The 17,398-nt window shown below is 69.9% G+C and carries 20 protein-coding genes; 12 read left to right on the plus strand and 8 right to left on the minus strand.

The features are described from left to right. Positions 1–28: 28 nt before the first annotated feature. A complete protein-coding gene (locus ABE438_RS02400; RefSeq protein ID WP_346500827.1) occupies positions 29–634 on the plus strand; it encodes a glutathione S-transferase in 606 nt (201 codons plus the stop codon). A 335-nt stretch (positions 635–969) separates the two neighbouring features. On the opposite strand, the gene ABE438_RS02405 is transcribed toward ABE438_RS02400, so the two are convergent. Continuing rightward, positions 970–1,653, minus strand: coding sequence for an outer membrane protein (locus tag ABE438_RS02405; protein ID WP_346500829.1), 684 nt, complete (start codon positions 1,651–1,653; stop codon positions 970–972). Between the two features lie 371 nt (positions 1,654–2,024). Here ABE438_RS02405 and ABE438_RS02410 point away from each other — a divergent pair, with 371 nt between their 5' ends. Together ABE438_RS02410 and ABE438_RS02415 are read left to right on the plus strand one after the other, a co-directional pair. Next, positions 2,025–2,822 (plus strand): glycosyltransferase family 2 protein, encoded by a 798-nt coding sequence (locus ABE438_RS02410; protein WP_465248534.1) that lies wholly within the window; start codon positions 2,025–2,027, stop codon positions 2,820–2,822. After that, positions 2,812–3,561, plus strand: coding sequence for an SDR family oxidoreductase (locus ABE438_RS02415; protein WP_346500833.1), 750 nt, complete (start codon positions 2,812–2,814; stop codon positions 3,559–3,561). The genes ABE438_RS02410 and ABE438_RS02415 overlap by 11 nt, the downstream gene beginning before the upstream one ends. A 30-nt stretch (positions 3,562–3,591) precedes the next feature. Here the strand turns inward: ABE438_RS02415 and ABE438_RS02420 are convergent, their stop codons facing one another. From ABE438_RS02420 to lgt, 5 genes are all read right to left on the minus strand, one after another. Continuing rightward, positions 3,592–4,221: a 2-hydroxychromene-2-carboxylate isomerase gene (locus ABE438_RS02420; protein WP_346500834.1), complete on the minus strand. Its 630-nt coding sequence runs from the start codon at positions 4,219–4,221 to the stop codon at positions 3,592–3,594. A 120-nt stretch (positions 4,222–4,341) separates the two neighbouring features. Further along, positions 4,342–4,626 carry a hypothetical protein gene (locus ABE438_RS02425; RefSeq protein ID WP_346500836.1) on the minus strand — a complete coding sequence of 95 codons (285 nt, stop codon included), beginning with the start codon at positions 4,624–4,626 and terminating at the stop codon, positions 4,342–4,344. Between the two features lie 86 nt (positions 4,627–4,712). After that, entirely contained in the window at positions 4,713–5,477 is a 765-nt protein-coding gene (gene pgeF, locus ABE438_RS02430) for a peptidoglycan editing factor PgeF (RefSeq protein WP_346500838.1), read from the minus strand. A gap of 17 nt (positions 5,478–5,494) precedes the next feature. Further along, positions 5,495–6,601 carry a class I SAM-dependent methyltransferase gene (locus tag ABE438_RS02435; RefSeq protein WP_346500839.1) on the minus strand — a complete coding sequence of 369 codons (1,107 nt, stop codon included), beginning with the start codon at positions 6,599–6,601 and terminating at the stop codon, positions 5,495–5,497. Beyond that, positions 6,598–7,440, minus strand: coding sequence for a prolipoprotein diacylglyceryl transferase (gene lgt / locus ABE438_RS02440; RefSeq protein WP_346500841.1), 843 nt, complete (start codon positions 7,438–7,440; stop codon positions 6,598–6,600). The genes ABE438_RS02435 and lgt overlap by 4 nt, the downstream gene beginning before the upstream one ends. 168 nt (positions 7,441–7,608) lie before the next feature. On the opposite strand from lgt, the gene uvrC reads away from it, so the two are divergent. The 5 genes from uvrC (at position 7,609) to ABE438_RS02465 (ending at position 12,275) form a co-directional block, all read left to right on the plus strand. Then, a complete protein-coding gene (gene uvrC, locus ABE438_RS02445) occupies positions 7,609–9,768 on the plus strand; it encodes an excinuclease ABC subunit UvrC (RefSeq protein ID WP_346500843.1) in 2,160 nt (719 codons plus the stop codon). Positions 9,769–9,839: 71 nt separating this feature from the next. Next, positions 9,840–10,451: a CDP-diacylglycerol--glycerol-3-phosphate 3-phosphatidyltransferase gene (gene pgsA, locus ABE438_RS02450; protein ID WP_346500845.1), complete on the plus strand. Its 612-nt coding sequence runs from the start codon at positions 9,840–9,842 to the stop codon at positions 10,449–10,451. Between the two features lie 14 nt (positions 10,452–10,465). Then, positions 10,466–10,717 (plus strand): molybdopterin converting factor subunit 1, encoded by a 252-nt coding sequence (gene moaD, locus ABE438_RS02455; RefSeq protein WP_346501035.1) that lies wholly within the window; start codon positions 10,466–10,468, stop codon positions 10,715–10,717. Positions 10,718–10,723: 6 nt separating this feature from the next. Next, complete coding sequence (locus ABE438_RS02460; RefSeq protein WP_346500846.1) at positions 10,724–11,179, plus strand: molybdenum cofactor biosynthesis protein MoaE; 456 nt, start codon at positions 10,724–10,726, stop codon at positions 11,177–11,179. Between the two features lie 4 nt (positions 11,180–11,183). Continuing rightward, positions 11,184–12,275 (plus strand): DUF1176 domain-containing protein, encoded by a 1,092-nt coding sequence (locus tag ABE438_RS02465; protein ID WP_346500847.1) that lies wholly within the window; start codon positions 11,184–11,186, stop codon positions 12,273–12,275. Between the two features lie 64 nt (positions 12,276–12,339). On the opposite strand, the gene ABE438_RS02470 is transcribed toward ABE438_RS02465, so the two are convergent. Next, the gene (locus tag ABE438_RS02470) at positions 12,340–13,227 is read right to left on the minus strand and encodes a branched-chain amino acid aminotransferase (RefSeq protein ID WP_346500849.1); all 888 of its coding nucleotides are present in this window, start codon (positions 13,225–13,227) and stop codon (positions 12,340–12,342) included. A 187-nt stretch (positions 13,228–13,414) separates the two neighbouring features. Between ABE438_RS02470 and ABE438_RS02475 the strand changes: the two genes are divergently transcribed. From ABE438_RS02475 to ABE438_RS02490, 4 genes are all read left to right on the plus strand, one after another. After that, positions 13,415–13,921 carry a MarR family winged helix-turn-helix transcriptional regulator gene (locus ABE438_RS02475; protein WP_346500851.1) on the plus strand — a complete coding sequence of 169 codons (507 nt, stop codon included), beginning with the start codon at positions 13,415–13,417 and terminating at the stop codon, positions 13,919–13,921. A gap of 59 nt (positions 13,922–13,980) precedes the next feature. After that, complete coding sequence (locus ABE438_RS02480; RefSeq protein ID WP_346500853.1) at positions 13,981–14,712, plus strand: response regulator; 732 nt, start codon at positions 13,981–13,983, stop codon at positions 14,710–14,712. 68 nt (positions 14,713–14,780) lie between these two features. Continuing rightward, positions 14,781–16,178: an ATP-binding protein gene (locus tag ABE438_RS02485; RefSeq protein WP_465248543.1), complete on the plus strand. Its 1,398-nt coding sequence runs from the start codon at positions 14,781–14,783 to the stop codon at positions 16,176–16,178. A gap of 140 nt (positions 16,179–16,318) precedes the next feature. Then, entirely contained in the window at positions 16,319–17,008 is a 690-nt protein-coding gene (locus tag ABE438_RS02490) for an alpha/beta hydrolase (protein WP_346500857.1), read from the plus strand. A 33-nt stretch (positions 17,009–17,041) separates the two neighbouring features. On the opposite strand, the gene ABE438_RS02495 is transcribed toward ABE438_RS02490, so the two are convergent. Continuing rightward, positions 17,042–17,398 (minus strand): tRNA-binding protein, encoded by a 357-nt coding sequence (locus tag ABE438_RS02495; protein WP_346500859.1) that lies wholly within the window; start codon positions 17,396–17,398, stop codon positions 17,042–17,044.

Consider the following 17,398-nt stretch of genomic DNA (forward strand, 5'->3'; position numbering starts at 1 on the left):
TGGTCCCCGCCAGAGAACGAGTGTGCCGATGTTGACCCTGCGCTCCTCCCCCGCCTCGCCCTTCGGCCGCAAGATCAAGATCGCGGCGGCGGTCCTCGGCCTGACCGACCGGATCACGGTCGTCGCCACCGACACCACCGACCCGCAGGATTCGATCCGCCGCGAGAACCCGCTCGGCAAGATCCCGACGCTGATTCTGGAGGACGGTACGACGCTGTTCGATTCGCGCGTGATCGCCGAATATCTCGACATGCTCGCCGGCGGCGGCATCATTATCCCGGCCGGGATGGCGCGCTTCCCGCAGCTGCGCCTTCAGGCGCTGGCCGACGGCATCGGCGACGCCGCGCTGCTGCAGGTCTACGAGACCCGCTTCCGCGAGGAGGAGCACCGCAACGCCGCCTGGGTCGAGAACCAGGCCGGCAAGGCGGCGCGCGGCCTCGCGGCGCTCGAAGCCGCCCCGCCCGCCTTCGACGACAAGCCCCGGATCGGCGAGATCGCGCTGGCCTGCACGCTCGGCTATCTCGACCTGCGCTTCGACGGCAGCTGGCGCAGCGGCCACCCGGCCCTCGTCGCCTGGCTCGACGCCTTCGCCGCCAAGGTCCCGGCCTTCGAGGCGACGCGCTTCAAGGGCTGACGCCGGCGCGCACGCGTGCCACGCGATCGCCCTGAAAGCCCAGAGCGCGCCGCGCTTCCCCTGGGAAGCGCGGCTTTTTTGCGCGTGGTGTTGCGCCGGCCTCGGTGCCACCGGCCGAAGGATCCGGGCATGCCTCGCCCCGCCCGCGCAGAGCCGGGGCGCGGGCGTCCGCACCGTCCACGCGACGAAAAAAGCCCCGCACGCTCGGCACGGGGCGTCATTCCATTTACGGCCGGGCTTGAAAGAGGCGACGCGCTGCCTCGCCCATGCACCAGACAAAGAAAAACCCGGTGGCCGAAGCCACCGGGTTCCGTTCGTCACACCTGAAGGTGAGACTAGAACTTGTAGTTCAGGCCGGCGCGGACGACCGAGAACTCGTGGCCGACCTTGGCAGCGGTGCCGAAGATGCTCTTCTTGTCGAGGTCGACGTAGAGGTACTCGCCACGGACGGTCAGGTTGTCGGTGATGGCGTACTCGAGGCCAGCGCCGACGGTCCAGCCGGAGTGGGTGTTGCTGTCGCCGTTGAAGCCGTTGATGCCGAGGCCCGGGGCCAGGGTGGTCTTCACGTTGCCGTAGGCGTAACCACCGGTGACGTAGGGCAGGAACCGGTCGAAGGCGTAGCCGATGCGGCCACGAACGGTGCCGAACCACTCGACCTTCGAGTTGCCGACGACGCCGAAGCCAGCCCAGCTCGGGCCGGCCTTCAGGTCGGCGCCCTGGAAGTCAGCCTCGAGGCCGAACACGGCCTGACCGACCTGGTAGTTGTAGCCGATCTGGCCACCGCCGACGAAGCCGTCGGTGTCGCCGAACAGCGTGCCGACAGCGTTCCAGCCGCGGCTCTTGACCTTGCCGAAGCCGTAGCCGGCGTTGGCACCGACGTAGAAGCCGGTCCAGGTGAAGGCGGGAACGTAGACCGGGGCGACGACCGGGCCCTTGCGGCTCGGAAGGTCGGCGGCCGAAGCGGCGCCAGCGGCGACGATGCCGAGGGCGGCAACACCCGAAAGCAGGATCTTCTTCATGACGTACTCCTTAGTCGTCGCGTTCGCCGACAGATGTCGGCCTGTGATTTCGATGACCCACTTATAGGCCAGGTGAGGCGCCCTGTCTGTTGCGGCCAAAACACAGCTGCATGCCAGACCAAGGCGAAATTGCGGCACAATCCGGAAGGGCGTCTCCACATTGCTCAATTCCGGTTAGTGATTGTTAAGGTTGGATAAATTGGTGAATCGAACCCTAACGCTAAGGCACCGGAGGGCCGTCGCGATTCCTCCAACGCCGCAACCGTCGCCCAGGTTCCGAAAAGCCTGAAAACACCGGGGCCGGCGGCGGGTTGCGGCCTGCGCCCGCCGGGCTTAAGCCGGGTTATCGACGACAGCCGAGACGACCTTTGGTGCCGCCTCTCTCCATCTTCATCATCGCCCGCGACGAGGCAGACCGGATCGGCCCGACCATCGCGGCGGTCCGCGCCCTGAGCGACGACATCGTCCTCGTCGATTCCGGCTCGACCGACGGCACGCGCGAGATCGCCGCCGCGCATGGCGCGCGCGTCATCGAGAACGCCTGGCCGGGCTACGGCCCGCAGAAGCGCTTCGCCGAGGAGCAGTGCCGGCACGCCTGGCTGCTCAACATCGATGCCGACGAGGTGATTCCCCCCGATCTGGCGGCCGAGATCGCAGCGCTGTTCGCAAACGGCGAGCCCGCGGCCGATGCCTACAAGATCCGAATCGCGGAGATCTTCCCCGGCGAAGGCGCGCCGCACCGATTCGCCTACGCCCTCTCGCCGGTCAGGCTCTATCGCGCCGACAAAGGGCGCTATTCCGCCTCCCCCGTGCACGACCGGGTCGATCTCGCGCCCGACGCCCGCGTCGCGGCGCTCAAGGGCACGATCCATCATTATTCCGTGCGCTCGCTGGGCGACCAGATGGCGAAGCTCAACGCCTACAGCGACGCGCAGGCAGACGATCTCGACGCGCGCGGCGAGACGCTCTCGGTCTTCCGCCTCGTCGCCGAGTTCCCGGCGAACTTCTTCAAGGCCTATATCGGCCGCCGCCACGCCCTGCGCGGCGTCTACGGCTTCATGACCGCGATGAACTATGCCTTCTACCGGTATCTGCGCGTCGCCAAGCACTGGGAGAGACGCATGCAGCGCCGCAGCCACCGCGCCGGAGGCGACCGCAATGAGCGCTGAGGTCGCGCTGGTCACCGGCGGCGCTCGTCGCATCGGCCGGGCCATCGTCGAGCGGCTGGCGGCCGAGGGCTACGCCATCGCCATCCACTGCCATCGCTCGCTCGCCGAAGCGCAGGCGCTCGCTGCGGGAATCGTGGCACAGGGCGGCCGGGCCTGTGCGCTTCAGGCCGATCTCGTCGATCCGGTGCAGGTCGAGGAGCTGGTGCCCGCCGCGGAGGCCGCGCTCGGCAAGGTGACGCTGCTGGTCAACAACGCCTCGAGCTTCCTCGTCGACGATCTGCGCCATCTCGAGGTGGCGCAGTGGAACCGGCAGTTCTCGATCAACCTGCGTGCGCCGTCCGTGCTGGCCGGCACCATGGCGAACCGGCTGCCCGAAGACCGCAAGGGCGCGATCGTCAACATCCTCGACCAGCGCGTGCGCAAGCTGACGCCGCAATACTATTCCTACACGCTGAGCAAGGCGGCGCTCCATGCCGCCACCACGACGATGGCGCAGACGCTCGCCCCGCGCATCCGCGTCAACGCCGTCGCGCCGGGCCCGACCTTCGCCAACCCGCATGACGGCGAGGCCGGCTTCGCGGCGGAAGCCGACGGCACGTTGCTCGGCCGGCCGGTCGATCCCGCAGCGATCGCCGAGGCGGTGATCTACCTGACGCGGGCCGAATCGGTGACCGGGCAGACGCTCGCCGTCGATGCCGGCCAGCAGATCGGCTGGCGCACGCCCGACATCCTCGGCTGAGGCGCCGGGCTGACCACCGTCCCCCGCCCCTCAGCGCGTGGCGTCGTTGCGATAGGGCGCGCGGCCGCTCGCCAGCGCATCGGCGAGCAGCTCCAGCCGGTCCTGGCCCCAGAACACCTCGCCGTCGAGGACATAGCTCGGCGCGCCGAACACGCCGGCCTCGATGGCACGCGACTGGTTGGCCTCGTAGCTGCTGCCGATCGCGTCGTCGCGCGCCGCAGCGATCAGCCCGGCCGGATCGAGCCCGGCGCGGCTTGCCGCCACCTCCAGCGCCTCGGGCTGCGACATGTCGCGCTCATGCGCCCAAACATCCGCCAGCACCTCGCCGATGAAGCCGGCGGGATCCTCGCCACGGGCGACCAGCGCCAGCACGCAGCGATCCGCCAGCGTGACGTCGTAAGGGAAGTGCTTCGGGAACAGCACCAGCGGCAGGCCGCGCTTCTCGCGCCAGCGCTGCAGTTCCAGCACGCGGTAGCGCTGCCGCACCGGATGGCGCTTCTGCAAGGGCAGGCCGCCCGTCTCGCCGAAGACCGAGCCGAGCGAGACCGGGCGATAGTCGACGGCGCGGCCATGGCGCCCGGCCAGCGCGACGAAATGGGCGTGCCCCAGATAGGTCCAGGGGGACAACAGCGAGAAATAATAGGCGATCGGTCGCGACATCTCGGCCTCCGGCGATAGGACGGCCGATCATGCGGCTCGCGGCGCACACCGCAAGCCTGAGCGACGCGCATCCCCGTCACGCGCAGGGCGGGACCGGGGGCCCGCCCCGAGCGCCCGGGCTCAGGCCGCCTTGTTCTTCACCAGTCCGATGATCGCGGTGAGGAGGGCGCCGCCGGCGCCGCCCGCGATCAGGTTGGTGACGATGCCGCCGATGCTGAGATTGCCGCTCTGCGCCGCGGCCGTGATCGCCGGCAGCACCAGCGGCACGATCTGCCCAAGCACCCCGCCGCCGACCAGCCCGGCGATGGTGTTGCCGAGCGTGCCGAGATCGAAGCTCGGCGAGGCCTTGCCGGCTGCATTGCCGCCGAGCGCCCCGGCGATGAGGTTGGCCAGTATCTGTTCCATGCGATCCCCCGTCCGATAGACGTCACTGGACGGCAGGCAGCATGCGCCTCCTGGCCGCCGGACACAATCGGGCCGCGGGAAGCGGCTCAGCCCAGCGCGATCGCCGAGATCAGCCGGCCGTAATCCGCCTCGCCGCGATGGGTGGTGCGGCGATAGCTGTAGAAGCGCCGCTCGTCGCCATAGGTGCACAAGCCCATGTCGACGAAGCGGCCGATACCCGCCTCCTGGGCGCGATGGGCGATGAAGGAAGGCAGGTCGAACATCCAGTGCGCCGGCCGTTCGGAGGCGGTGAAGAAGCGCGAGAAGGTCGGGTTCTCGGCCTTGAAGCGCTCGGCGAATTCCGGCCCGACCTCATAGGCGGCGGCGCTGATCGTCGGCCCGAGCACGGCGAGAATGCGCTCGCGGCGCGCGCCCAGCTTCTCCATCGCGATCACGGTCGCACCGATCACCCCGCCGAAGGCGCCCTTCCAGCCGGCATGGGCCGCGCCGACCACGCAGGCCTCGGCATCGGCGAACAGCAGCGGGCCGCAATCGGCCGTCGAGATGCCGAGCGCGACGCCGTGCGCCACGGTCACCATCGCGTCGGCCTGCGGCCGCTCGCCGAGCCAGGGCCCGGTCACCACGGCAACGTCCGGCGAATGGATCTGGTGCACGCTGACGAGGTTGCCCGCCTCGACGCCGAGCGCCTTCGCCATCCGCGCACGGTTCTCGCTCACCGCCGCCCGCTCATCGCGCGAACCCAGCCCGCCATTGAGCGAGGCGTAGATGCCGGTCGACACGCCGCCCTCGCGGGTGAAGAAGGCGTGGCGCAGGCCGGTTTCCCTGGCGAGGTCGGGAGAGCTGATCAGCATGGTCGGTCCATCCGCTCCTAAAAGGCTCGGCGCTGCTCTGGCAGGCGATGAAGGTCAAATCCGGGCAGGGCCGGCAGGCGCGGATCGGCGAGCGCCAGCACCTTGAACAGCTCGCCCATCGCGGTCGGCCCGGTCGCGACCAGGCGCTCGGCCCCCGCCGCGAGGGCGCGCCTCTGCTCCGGCGTGGCGCGTTGCGCCAGCGCCGCGACGCGCTGTTCGAGCCCGAGCGCCAGCAGCAGATCGCGCTGCGTCGCCGGCCCGGAGACCGCCGCACCGGCGGCGAGCGCGGCGCCCGCCATGCGCTCGAAATCGACATGCACGGTCAGATCGGCATCGCCGGGCTCGGCCAGCGGGTCGGCAAAGCCGTGCCGGCGCATCGCCTGCAGCGTGTCGCCGAAACCAGAGCGCGAGGAGCCGTAATCGAGGAAGAGCCCCGCCCCGCCCTGCGCCGCGAGATGGCGGCCGATCTGCGTCACGACCGCCAGCGCCGCGGCCGGCTGCTCCAGCACCGTGCCCTCGGGCGCGACGAGGCCGATATCGCGGTCCGGCTCGGCCGCCAGCCCGAAGACCAGCGCGCCCTCGGCGTCGAGCCCGACCAGCCGCTCGCGCCAACCTTCGCGTGTGCGCACAAACTGGTCGAGCGGCAGCGCATCGAGGAATTCGTTGGCGATGACGATCGCCGGCCCGTCGAGCACCGTCTCGAGCTCGTCATGCCACCGCGCCGCGACGCTCGAGGCGGCGAGGGTCGCACGCTGGCGCTCGCGCAGCACAGGGCTGGTCTCGACGAGATGCACCGAGAGCGCGGCGCGGAAGCCCGGCAGAACCTTCGCGGCCCGCAGCATGTCCTGCATCAGCGTGCCGCGGCCGGGGCCGAGCTCGACCAGGCGCAGCGCGGCCGGCTCCCCCATCATCCGCCACAGCGTCGCCGCCCAGAGGCCGAGCAGTTCGCCGAAGACCTGGCTGATCTCCGGCGCAGTGACGAAATCGCCGCCCGCGCCGAACGGATCCTGCTTCATGTAATAGCCATGGCGCGGATGGCCGAGGCACAGCGCCATGTAGCGCGAGACGGGGATCGGCCCCTCCTCGCGGATCAGCGCCGCCAGTTCGGCCGCCAGCGCGCTCACGACGCGGCCGGTTCCCGCCGCGTCCGCAGGGCCAGCACCAGGCCGGCGGCGAAGAGCGGCAGCGAAAGCAGCATGCCCATGGTCAGCCCGCCGCCGGTACCGCCCGCCGTCCCGAACAGGAAGCCGAGCTGCGGATCGGGCTCGCGGAAGAACTCGCAGACGATGCGGGCGATCGCATAGCCCATGCCGAACAGGCCGGCGACGAGGCCAGGCCGCTTCAGACCGCCGGCGCGGACGACGAGCCCGAGCAGGATGAAGAGCAGGATGCCTTCGCCGAAGGCCTCGTAGAGCTGGCTCGGATGGCGCGGCACCGGGCCGGCATTGGGAAACACCATCGCCCAGGGCACGTCGGGTGCCGCCCGCCCCCAGAGCTCGGCATTGACGAAATTGGCGATGCGCCCGAGGAACAGGCCGATCGGCACCACGGTGGCGGCGAGGTCGAACACGCTCATCGCGGGAATGCCGCGCCGGCGCGCGAACAGCCACAGCCCGAGCGTCGCGCCGACCAGCCCGCCATGGAACGACATGCCGCCCTGCCAGACCTGCACGATGTCCTGCGGCCGGGCGAGATAGCGTTCCAGATCGTAGAACAGCACGAAGCCGAGCCGCCCGCCCAGCACCACGCCGAGCGCCACGAAGAGCAGCATGTCGTCGAGCTGGTCGACGCCCGGGCGGGCGCGGCCGCCCCACAGCCGCTCGGCCGCGACGAGCTTGCGACAATACCACCAGCCGCCGAGCAGGCCGGCGACATAGGCCAGCCCGTACCATTTGATCGCGATCGGCCCGAAGGACAGCGCGACCGGGTCGATCACCGGGAAAGGCAGGGCGAAGACGGGCATGGTCCGATCCTGTTGCACGCATCCGGCGATGCGGCCGCACGCGGGCGGCGCCGGGCCGGCGCGCGGGGCGCGTTCCGGGAAGGCGCGAGACTTGGCCGCGCCCGCCCGGCGAGGTCAAGCGGAAAGCGGGCGCACTCCTGACATGACGAAGCCGCCGCGGCATCCTACATGCAGCCCATGACTCGCGAACGCCAGGACCTGCCCGACGAAGCGCTGCCCGAGCGGGAGGACGCCCCTTCCCCGCCCGAACCCGTCGTCACGATCGGCGAGACCGCCCCCGGCGCGCTCAGGGCCGGCATCGAGGTCATCGCCGAATTCGCCAAGCACCTGCCGAACCGGCCCGGCGTCTACCGCATGTTCGATCGCGCCGGAGAGGTGCTCTATGTCGGCAAGGCCAAGAGCCTGAAGAACCGCGTCTCGGCCTATGCGCGCGGCATGGCGCACACCAACGCCGTCGCCCGCATGATCGCCGAGACGGCGAATATGGAGTTCGTCACCACCGGCACCGAGACCGAGGCGCTGCTGCTGGAGTCGAACCTCATCAAGCAGCTGCGGCCGCGCTACAATGTGCTGCTGCGCGACGACAAGTCGTTCCCCTACATCTTCCTCTCGGGCGACCATCCGGCGCCGCAGATCGCCAAGCATCGCGGCGCACGGCAGCGCAAGGGCGACTATTTCGGCCCCTTCGCCTCGGTCTGGGCGGTGGAACGCACCATCGACGCGCTGCAGAAGGCCTTCCTGCTGCGCTCCTGCTCCGACAGCTATTACGAGAACCGCACCCGGCCCTGCCTGCTGTTCCAGATCAAGCGCTGCTCGGCGCCCTGCACCGGCGAGATCTCGCACGAGGACTATCAGGGGCTGGTGTCGCAGGCGCGCGACTTCCTGTCCGGCCGCTCCAGCACCGTGAAGGCGCTGCTGTCCGGCCGCATGCAGGAGGCGGCGGAGGCGCTCGAATTCGAGAAGGCGGCGCGCTACCGCGACCGGCTGGCGGCGCTGTCGGCGGTGCAGGCCGGGCAGGACATCAACACCCGCGACGTCGAGGAGGCCGACGTCTTCGCCATCGACGAACAGGCCGGGCAGTTCTGCGTCGAGATCTTCTTCTTCCGCAACCGGCAGAACTGGGGCAATCGCGCCCTCTTCCCGCGCGCCGACCGCAGCCTGACGCCGGAAGAGGTGCTGGCCTCCGTCGTGACCCAGTTCTACGACGACAAGCCGCCGGCCCGGCAGGTGCTGGTCTCGCACGAGCTCGCCGAGGCCGAGCTGATCCAGCAGGCGCTCACTGCCCGCGCTGGCCGCAAGGTCGAGCTGCTGGCGCCGAAGCGCGGCGAGCGGCGCGACCTCGTCGGCCTCGCCCTCAAGAACGCGCGCGAGGCGCTGTCGCGCAAGCTCGCCGACAATGCCGGCCAGCAGAGCCTGCTCGAGGCGCTCGGCCAGGCTTTCGGGCTGGCGAAGGCGCCGCGGCGTGTCGAGGTCTACGACAACTCCCACATCATGGGTACCAACGCCGTCGGCGGCATGATCGTCGCCGGCCGCGACGGCTTCATGAAGAGCCATTACCGCACCTTCAACATCTCGGCCGACACCGTCGCCGGCGACGATTTCGGCATGATGCGCGAGGTGCTGAAGCGCCGTTTCGCGCGGCTGGCGAAGGAAAGCGGCACAACCTCGACATCGCCGGACGAGGCGCAAGAGCCCTCTCCCGGAACGGGGGAGGGCTGGGAGGGGGCCCTTTCACCGAAGAGCCTGCCGGAGCCGGGCGACCGGACCGTCGCGGATGGCGCAGCCCCCTCTCCAGCTCTCCCCCGAACCGGGGGAGAGGGCTCCGTGGCGCCGACCACGGCCTCCCTGCCCGCCATGGACGACGACGGCACCTTCCCGGCGCGCCCCGACCTGGTCATCGTCGACGGCGGCAAGGGGCAGTTCGAGGCGGCGCGCACCATCATGGCCGAATGCGGCGCCACCGACATCGCGCTGGTCGCCATCGCCAAGGGCGCCGACCGCAACGCCATGCGCGAGACCTTCTTCATGGCCGGACGGGAGCCGTTCAAGCTGCCGCCCCGCGATCCGGCGCTCTACTTCATCCAGCGCCTGCGCGACGAGGCCCACCGCTTCGCCATCGGCACGCATCGCGCCAAGCGCAGGCGCGACATAAAGACCAATCCGCTCGACGAGATCGCCGGCATCGGCCCGGCCCGCAAGCGCGCGCTGCTGCTGCATTTCGGTACAGTGAAGGCGATCCAGCGCGCGAAACTCGAGGATCTGATGCGCACGCCGGGCGTCAACGCCGCCACGGCGAAGGCCGTGCACGATCACTTCAACGAGCGCTGAGCCGCCAGCCGACACGCAATCGCCGTCTTCCGTGTTGACGCTGTCATCGACGCGCTGCTTTGGTGCCCTTCGTGACGATTCTTCCCGATGCCATCCGCCGCCGCGGCCCGTGGTCGCTGCCCAATCTCCTGACCTATGGTCGGATCCTCGCGATTCCGGCCGTGGTGGCGCTGCTGTTCTGGCCCTGGGAGAACTGGGCCCGCTGGGCGGCGCTCTCGATCTACATCGCCGCCGCGATCACCGACTATCTCGACGGCTGGCTCGCCCGCGCCTGGAGCCAGCAATCGGCGATCGGCCGGATGCTCGATCCCATCGCCGACAAGCTGCTGGTCTGTGCGCTGCTGCTGATGCTCGTCCACACCGGCACGATCCGCGGCTGGGCGATCTGGGCGGCGATCGTGATCCTGTGCCGCGAGATCCTGGTCTCGGGCCTGCGCGAATTCCTCGCCGACCTGAAGGTCAGCGTCCCGGTGAGCAAGGTCGCAAAGTGGAAGACCACGGCGCAGCTCTTCGCGCTCGGCTTCCTCGTGGCCGGCCCGGCCGGCGACCAGGTCCTGCCCTACAACACCCAGATCGGCATCGGCATGCTCTGGGTCTCGGCCATCCTGACCATCTACACCGGCTGGGACTATCTCAACTCCGGCATCCGCCATCTGGTCGCCCTGGACGAGCATATGCCATGACCGCTGCCGCGCCGCTGAAGCTGGTCTATTTCGCCTGGGTTCGCGAGCGCGTCGGCCTCGCCGATGAGACCGTGCAGCCGCCGACCGGAATCGCCACGGTGGCCGAGCTGGTGCGCTGGCTGAAGGGCCGCGGCGAGGGCTACGAGCTCGCCTTCGCCAACGAGGCGATCGTGCGCTGCGCCATCGACCAGGTCCATGCCAAGCCGGCGAGCCCGATCGCCGGCGCCCGCGAGATCGCCTTCTTCCCGCCGATGACCGGCGGCTGAGCCGCCATGCAGCCGGTCATCCGCATCCAGCGCGAGGATTTCGACACAGCCGCCGAAATCGACGCGCTCACGGCGGGGCGCGGCGACATCGGCGCGGTGGTCAGCTTCTCCGGCTTCTGCCGCGACGAGGGCGGCCGCCTCTCGGCGCTGGAGCTGGAGCATTATCCCGGCATGGCCGAGGCCGAGATCGGCCGAGTCGCGCAGGACGCCATGGCGCGCTGGCCGCTGACCGGCCTCGTCGCGATCCATCGCCACGGGATGATCGCGCCGGGTGAGCGGATCGTGCTGGTGCTGGCGGCCTCGGCCCATCGCGCCGCCGCATTCGCCGCCGCCGAATTCGTGATGGACTATCTCAAGACGCGGGCCCCCTTCTGGAAGCGCGAGCACCTGGCCGACGGCACGACCGGCGCCTGGGTCGAGGCCCGCGCCGAGGACGACGCGGCCGCCGAACGCTGGACCTGACGCCATGATGCCGCGCCACCTCGCCCTGCCGCTCGCCGGCCCGGCGCTCGCCCTGATCACGCTCGCCGGCGCACAGGCGGCCGAGCCGGTCAGCAAGACCTTCCGCGACTGGTATGCCGGCTGCGACAATATCGGCGCCTGCACGGCCCTGTCGCTGCCGGCCGAGACGGCGGAGACCGCGGCGCTGCTGCGCCTGGAACGGCAAGCAAGGCCCGAGGCTCCCGCCAGGCTCGCCATCCGCATCCATGCCGAGAAGCTCGGCAAGGCTGCGACGGCGAGCATCATGCTCGACGGCGCCACCGTCCCGGCAACGGTCGCGCAATTGCCCGTCAGCCATCCCGATCCCGAGACGGCCGTGGTGACGATACCGGGCGCCGGCCTCGACGCCTTTCTCGCCGCCGCCCGCAAGGCGACGAAGCTCACCGCGACGCTGGGCGGGCGCCGCTTCGAGATCTCGCTGTCCGGCTCGGTCGCCGCCCTGCTCTGGATCGACGAGCAGCAGGGCCGCCTCGACACCGCGACCGCCCTGGTGCGCAAGGGCGACCGGCCGGCTTCGGCCGTGCCGGCGGCAAAGCGTCTCCCGGTGGTGACGGCGATCGCCACGGCGGGCCAGCCCGCCTTGCCCAAGCCCGAGACCGAGCGGCTGGTCGCCGGGCTGCGCAAGGCGGTGCAGCAGGCCGAGCCAGATCTCTGCGAGGCGCCGGAAGACGCCGCCAGCATCCCGGACCAGGTCTATCCGCTCGGCGATGGCCGGCAGCTCGTCGCGCTGTTCTGCGGGCTCGGGGCCTACAACGCCGTCACCGGCTTCTGGACCGTCCAGGGTAGCGACCCTGCGAAGGCGAGCAAGCTCGTGCTCCAGCGCCCCGGCGAGACGGCGGACAACATGCTGATCAACGCGGAATACGATCCCGCCACCGGCCGCCTCGCCTTCGAGGCCAAGGGGCGAGGCATCGGCGATTGCGGCAGCACCGGCACCTATGTCTGGGACGGCTCGCGCTTCATGCTGGGCGAGTTCTCGACCATGGATCCCTGCCGCGGTCTGCCGCAGGAGGACTGGCTCACCCTCGTCCGCCACGAGATCCGCCAGGCCAAATGAAAACGTCCCGGCCCGCCTGCGCTGACCGGGACGCCGGATCAAAGCCGGACTGCGTGGCGGCCGCTCAGGCCGCCTGCCGGTTCGGGCGCACCGCGTCCGAATAGTCTTCCATGATCACCTTGCCCATATTGCCGGTGACGAAGCTGTAGGGGCCGATCTCGGAGACCAGCGTCACCTCGGCGGCCGAGCCGGTGATGAAGCACTCTTGGAAGCCCGCGAGCTCCTCGGGACGGATGCGGCGCTCGACCACCTCGAAGCCGCGCTTGCGGCAGAGCGCGATCACCGACTGGCGGGTGAGCCCGTCGAGGAAGCGGTCGGCCAGCGGGGTGTGGATCACGCCGTCCTTGATGAAGAAGATGTTGGCACCGGTGCACTCGGCGACATTGCCTTCCCAGTCCAGCATCATCGCGTCGGCATAGCCGGCGCGCTCCGCCTTGTGCTTGGAGAGCGTGCAGATCATGTACAGGCCCGCCGCCTTGGCGTGGACCGGCGCGCAGGCCGGGTCGGGGCGGCGATACTCGGCCACGTCGAGGCGCACGCCCTTCAGCTTCTGCGCCATGTCGTACATGCTCGGCCACTCCCACACCGCGATCGCGGTATGGATCGTGTTGCTGAGGCCGGACACCGCCATCATCTCCGAGCCGCGCCAGGCGACCGGACGGAGATAGGCCTCCTTCAGGCCGCTCTCCTTGAGGCAGAGATACTTCGCCTCGTCGAGCTCCGCGACCGAATAGGGAATGGTGAAGTCCATGATCTCGGCGGACTTGTGGAAGCGCTGCGAGTGCTCGGTGCACTTGTAGATCACGCCGTCATAGGCGCGCTCGCCCTCGAACACGCAGGAGCCGTAATGCAGCCCGTGGGTGAGTACGTGCACCTTGGCATCCTTCCACGGCACAAGCTTGCCGTCGAACCAGATGACACCGTCGCGCTGGTCGAAAGGAATGACTGCCATGATACACATCCTCCTGATGCATTGTTGCGGCCGGGCATTCGGGGCCGGCGGCACGCAAGACGGACCGTAAAACTGCGTGAGGCCCGGCGCTGGCGACATAATCGGTCGCAGCACACGCTTGACCGGTAATCTTCCGTCTGAGATATGTCAACAACGCTGACATAAAAAGAGGGAGCGTCAAGCGCCTATGTCCGCCCCGATCCCCTCCCAGATTCGCTCCCTGCCCGACGCGCCGTCCGACGCGTTGCCCTACGACCTGATCGAGCTGTTCTTCTTCGCCTATCGCGACTTCGTCGGCGACCCGGACCGCATCCTCGCAGATTACGGCTTCGGCCGCGCCCATCACCGGGTGCTTCACTTCGTCCAGCGCCGGCCGGGCATGACTATCGCCGAACTGCTGGATATCCTCCAGATTACCAAGCAGAGCCTGAATCGCGTGCTGAAGGAGCTGGTCGAGACCGGTTTCGTCGAGCAGCGCACCGGCACCCGCGACAAGCGCCAGCGCAAGCTCCACGCCACCGCGACGGGGCGCGACCTCGCCATACGGCTGGCCGAGCTGCAGTCCAAGCGAATCGCGCGGGCGCTCGACGCAGCCGGGCCAGGCGCCGCCGCCATCGTCGCGCGCTACCTCACCGGCATGATCGACCCGGCCGCCCAGCGCGGCGTCATGGCGCACCTGGCTGGGTCCGGCTGACGCATCGTGCTAATCCCGGCGGCAGCAGCATGTGACCCGATCGCCAGGGAGGAGCAGCGATGACGGCAGCCGGCGGCCCCCGCAAGGCGATCCCCGACGAGGCGCCCCATATCCTGGTGGTCGACGACGACCGGCGCCTGCGCGACCTGCTCGCCCGCTTCCTCGGCGACAACGGCTATCGGGTCACCACCGCCGCCAATGCGGCCGAAGCCGATTCGCGCCTGGCGAGCCTGGTCTTCGACGCCATCGTGCTCGACATCATGATGCCGGGCGAGAACGGCTTCGACTTCGCGCGGCGCCTGCGCAAGGGCATGCAGGTGCCGATCCTGATGCTCACCGCCCGCTCCGATTCCGGCGACCGCATCACCGGGCTGGAGATCGGTGTCGACGACTATCTCGCCAAGCCCTTCGAACCGCGCGAGCTGATCCTGCGGCTCGGCAACATCCTGCGGCGCAATCCGCAGCCGGAGGCGCCAGTGGCCGCCGCCCGGCCGGACCATGTCCGCTTCGGCCCCTTCGTCTTCGGGCTGGCCCGCGGCGAACTGCGCCAGGGCGAGGACTTCATCCGCCTGACTGAGCGCGAGCGCGAGATCCTGACCGCGCTGGCCGAGCGCGCCGGCGAGCACGTGCCGCGCGAGCAGCTCGCCGCGCAGGGCTCGGCCGCCAACGACCGCACCATCGATGTGCAGATCAACCGCCTGCGCCGCAAGATCGAGCGCGACCCGGCCGACCCGCTCTATCTCCAGACCGTGCGCGGCGTCGGCTACCGCCTCGTCACGGACAGGGCCTGAGGCGCGTGGCCTCGGCCTCGCCCTGGCGCATGATCGCCCCGCTCGCCGCCCGCACCGGGCGCGGGCTGATGGCGCTGCTCGCCCCGCTCGGCCGGCTCGTCGCCCATGTCTTCGCCTATCTCTTCGCCCCGGTGAAGCGGCTGTTCGACCCGCCGGCGCGCGCACTCGCCCGCATCATGCCCAAGGGGCTCTATCCGCGCGCGATGGTCATCGTCATCGCCCCCGTGGTGCTGCTGCAATCGGTGATCGCTTATGTCTTCATGGAGCGACACTGGCAGACGGTGACCCAGCGCCTCTCCTCCTCGGTCTCCTCCGAGATCGCTGTGCTGATCGACGTCTATGAGAGCTATCCGCAGGACAAGGAGGGCAACGTCCTCGGCCGCATCGCCGAGGAGCGGCTCGGCATGGATGTCGAGATTTTGCCCGATGCCGATCTGCCTCCGCCGGGCCCCCGCCCCTTCTTCTCGCTGCTCGACAACGCGCTTTCGACCGAGCTCAGCCAGCAGGTCAAGCGCCCGTTCTGGCTCGACACGGTCGGCCGCTCCAGCCTGATCGAGATCCGGGTCAAACTCGGCAAGGACGTGATGCGGATCCTGACCCGCCGCAACCAAGCCTATGCCTCGAACAGCCACATCTTCCTGCTCTGGATGATCGGCACTTCGCTGATCCTGCTCACCATCGCCGTGCTGTTCATGCGCAACCAGATCCGGCCGATCCTGCGGCTCGCCGATGCGGCGGAGGCCTTCGGCAAGGGCCGCGAGGCCGATTTCCGCCCGCGCGGCGCCCGCGAGGTCCGGCGCGCCGGCAACGCCTTCATCGAGATGAAGCGGCGCGTCGAGCGCTCCATGGGCGAGCGCACCATGATGCTCAACGGCGTCAGCCACGATCTGCGCACCATCCTCACCCGCTTCAAGCTCTCGCTGGCGCTGCTCGAGCGCTCGCCCGATCTCGAGGCGATCGAGAAGGACGTCGACGAGATGAGCCGCATGCTGGAGGCCTATCTCGCCTTCGCGCGCGGCGACGCCGGCGAGGCGGCGGTGGAGACCGATATCCGTGCCCTGCTCGAGGAGCTCAAGGCCGATGCCGAGCGCCAGGGCCACCAGACCACCCTCTCGGTGGTCGGCGACCCGCTGGTGGTGATCCGGCCCGACGCGGTGCGCCGCCTGCTCACCAATCTCGTCTCCAACGCTGCCCGCTTCGGCGACCGCATCGCCATCGGCGCCACCCATGACGCGCGCTACCTGATCGTCATGGTCGACGATGACGGGCCCGGCATCGCGCCCGAGCTGCGCGAGGACGTGTTCAAGCCGTTCTTCCGCCTCGACGAATCCCGCAATGTCGACGGCGGCGGCACCGGGCTCGGCCTCGCCATCGCCCGCGACATCGCCCGCGCCCATGGCGGCGACGTCATCCTGTCGGATTCTCCGCTCGGCGGCCTGCGCGCCACCGTCAGGTTGCCGGTCTAGCGAGCCGTCTCACCGGCCGCGCGCAGGCTGATGAAATATCGGCGTTCAGGCCCGTCGCACCCACTGGCGGACGCTCGCGATCGGCGCGATTGTCGCACGTTGCGGCCCCGGCCCGTGGCCGCCGTGCAGAGGACACGTCCATGCCGGCCTTCCCCAAAATGCTCGCAGTCCTGGCCCTGCTGCTCGCGCCCGTCGGCGCCCGTGCCGAGGAGGTCGTCGATCTCGGCGGCTTCTTCGGCGGCGGCAAGGCGCTTCTCAACAAGCCTGCCGGCAAGGCGCGTGCCGGCGTGATCCTGCTCACCGGCGGCGACGGCAATATCGGCATCGGCGCCGACGGCACCGTGCAGCGCAGCGGCAACTGGATCGTCCGGACCCGCGGCGACTATGCCCGCAGCGGCATCGCCAGCCTCGTCCTGGACGGCGGGGCCGACCCCAACAAGGCGATCGCGATGATGCGCGAGATCGCGCCGCGGGTGATCGTCGTGGCGATGAGCCGGGGTGCCCTCAAGGTCGCCTCCACCCTGCCTTCGCGGCCGGACGGCATCGTCTTCGCCTCGGCCATGCTGGAGGAGGCGCGCCCGGCGCTCGGTGACGCGGCTGCGCTGCCGCCCATGCTGATCATCCAGCACCGCAAGGACAGCTGCCGGGTGTCGCTTCCGGAAGGGGCGGAGGCGTTCAAGGCCTGGGCCGGCCCGCGGGCGCGGCTGGTCTGGGTCGACGGGGGCAGTTCGACCGGCAATCCCTGCCAGGCCCGGGCCTATCACGGCTTCGTCGGGCGCGAGGGCGCGGTCGTCTCGGCGATCACCGGCTTCGCCGGCTCGCTGCGCTGAGGCTCGCCGGACCACGCAGCGGCGGCAGGCCGCTCAGAACAGCCTGGCGCCCTGCGGCACGTCCTGGTCGGGCGCGATCAGCACGACCTCGCCCTCGGCATCCGGCACGCCGAGGGTCAGCACCTCGGACATGAACTTGCCGATCTGCCGCGGCGGGAAGTTGACCACCGCCAGCACCTGCCGGCCCGGGAGATCCTCGGGCCGGTAATGGCGGGTGATCTGGGCCGAGGAGCGCTTGCGGCCGATCGTGCCGCCGAAGTCGATCACGAGCTTGATCGCCGGCTTGCGCGCTTCGGGATAGGGCTCCGCCTCGACGATCGTGCCGACGCGGATGTCCACCTTGAGGAAATCATCGAATACGATCGGGGCGGCGAGCTCGTCGGACGCCAT

The sequence above is a fragment of the Allobosea sp. TWI1241 genome (assembly GCF_039673065.1).
Classification (GTDB): Bacteria; Pseudomonadota; Alphaproteobacteria; order Rhizobiales; family Beijerinckiaceae; genus Allobosea.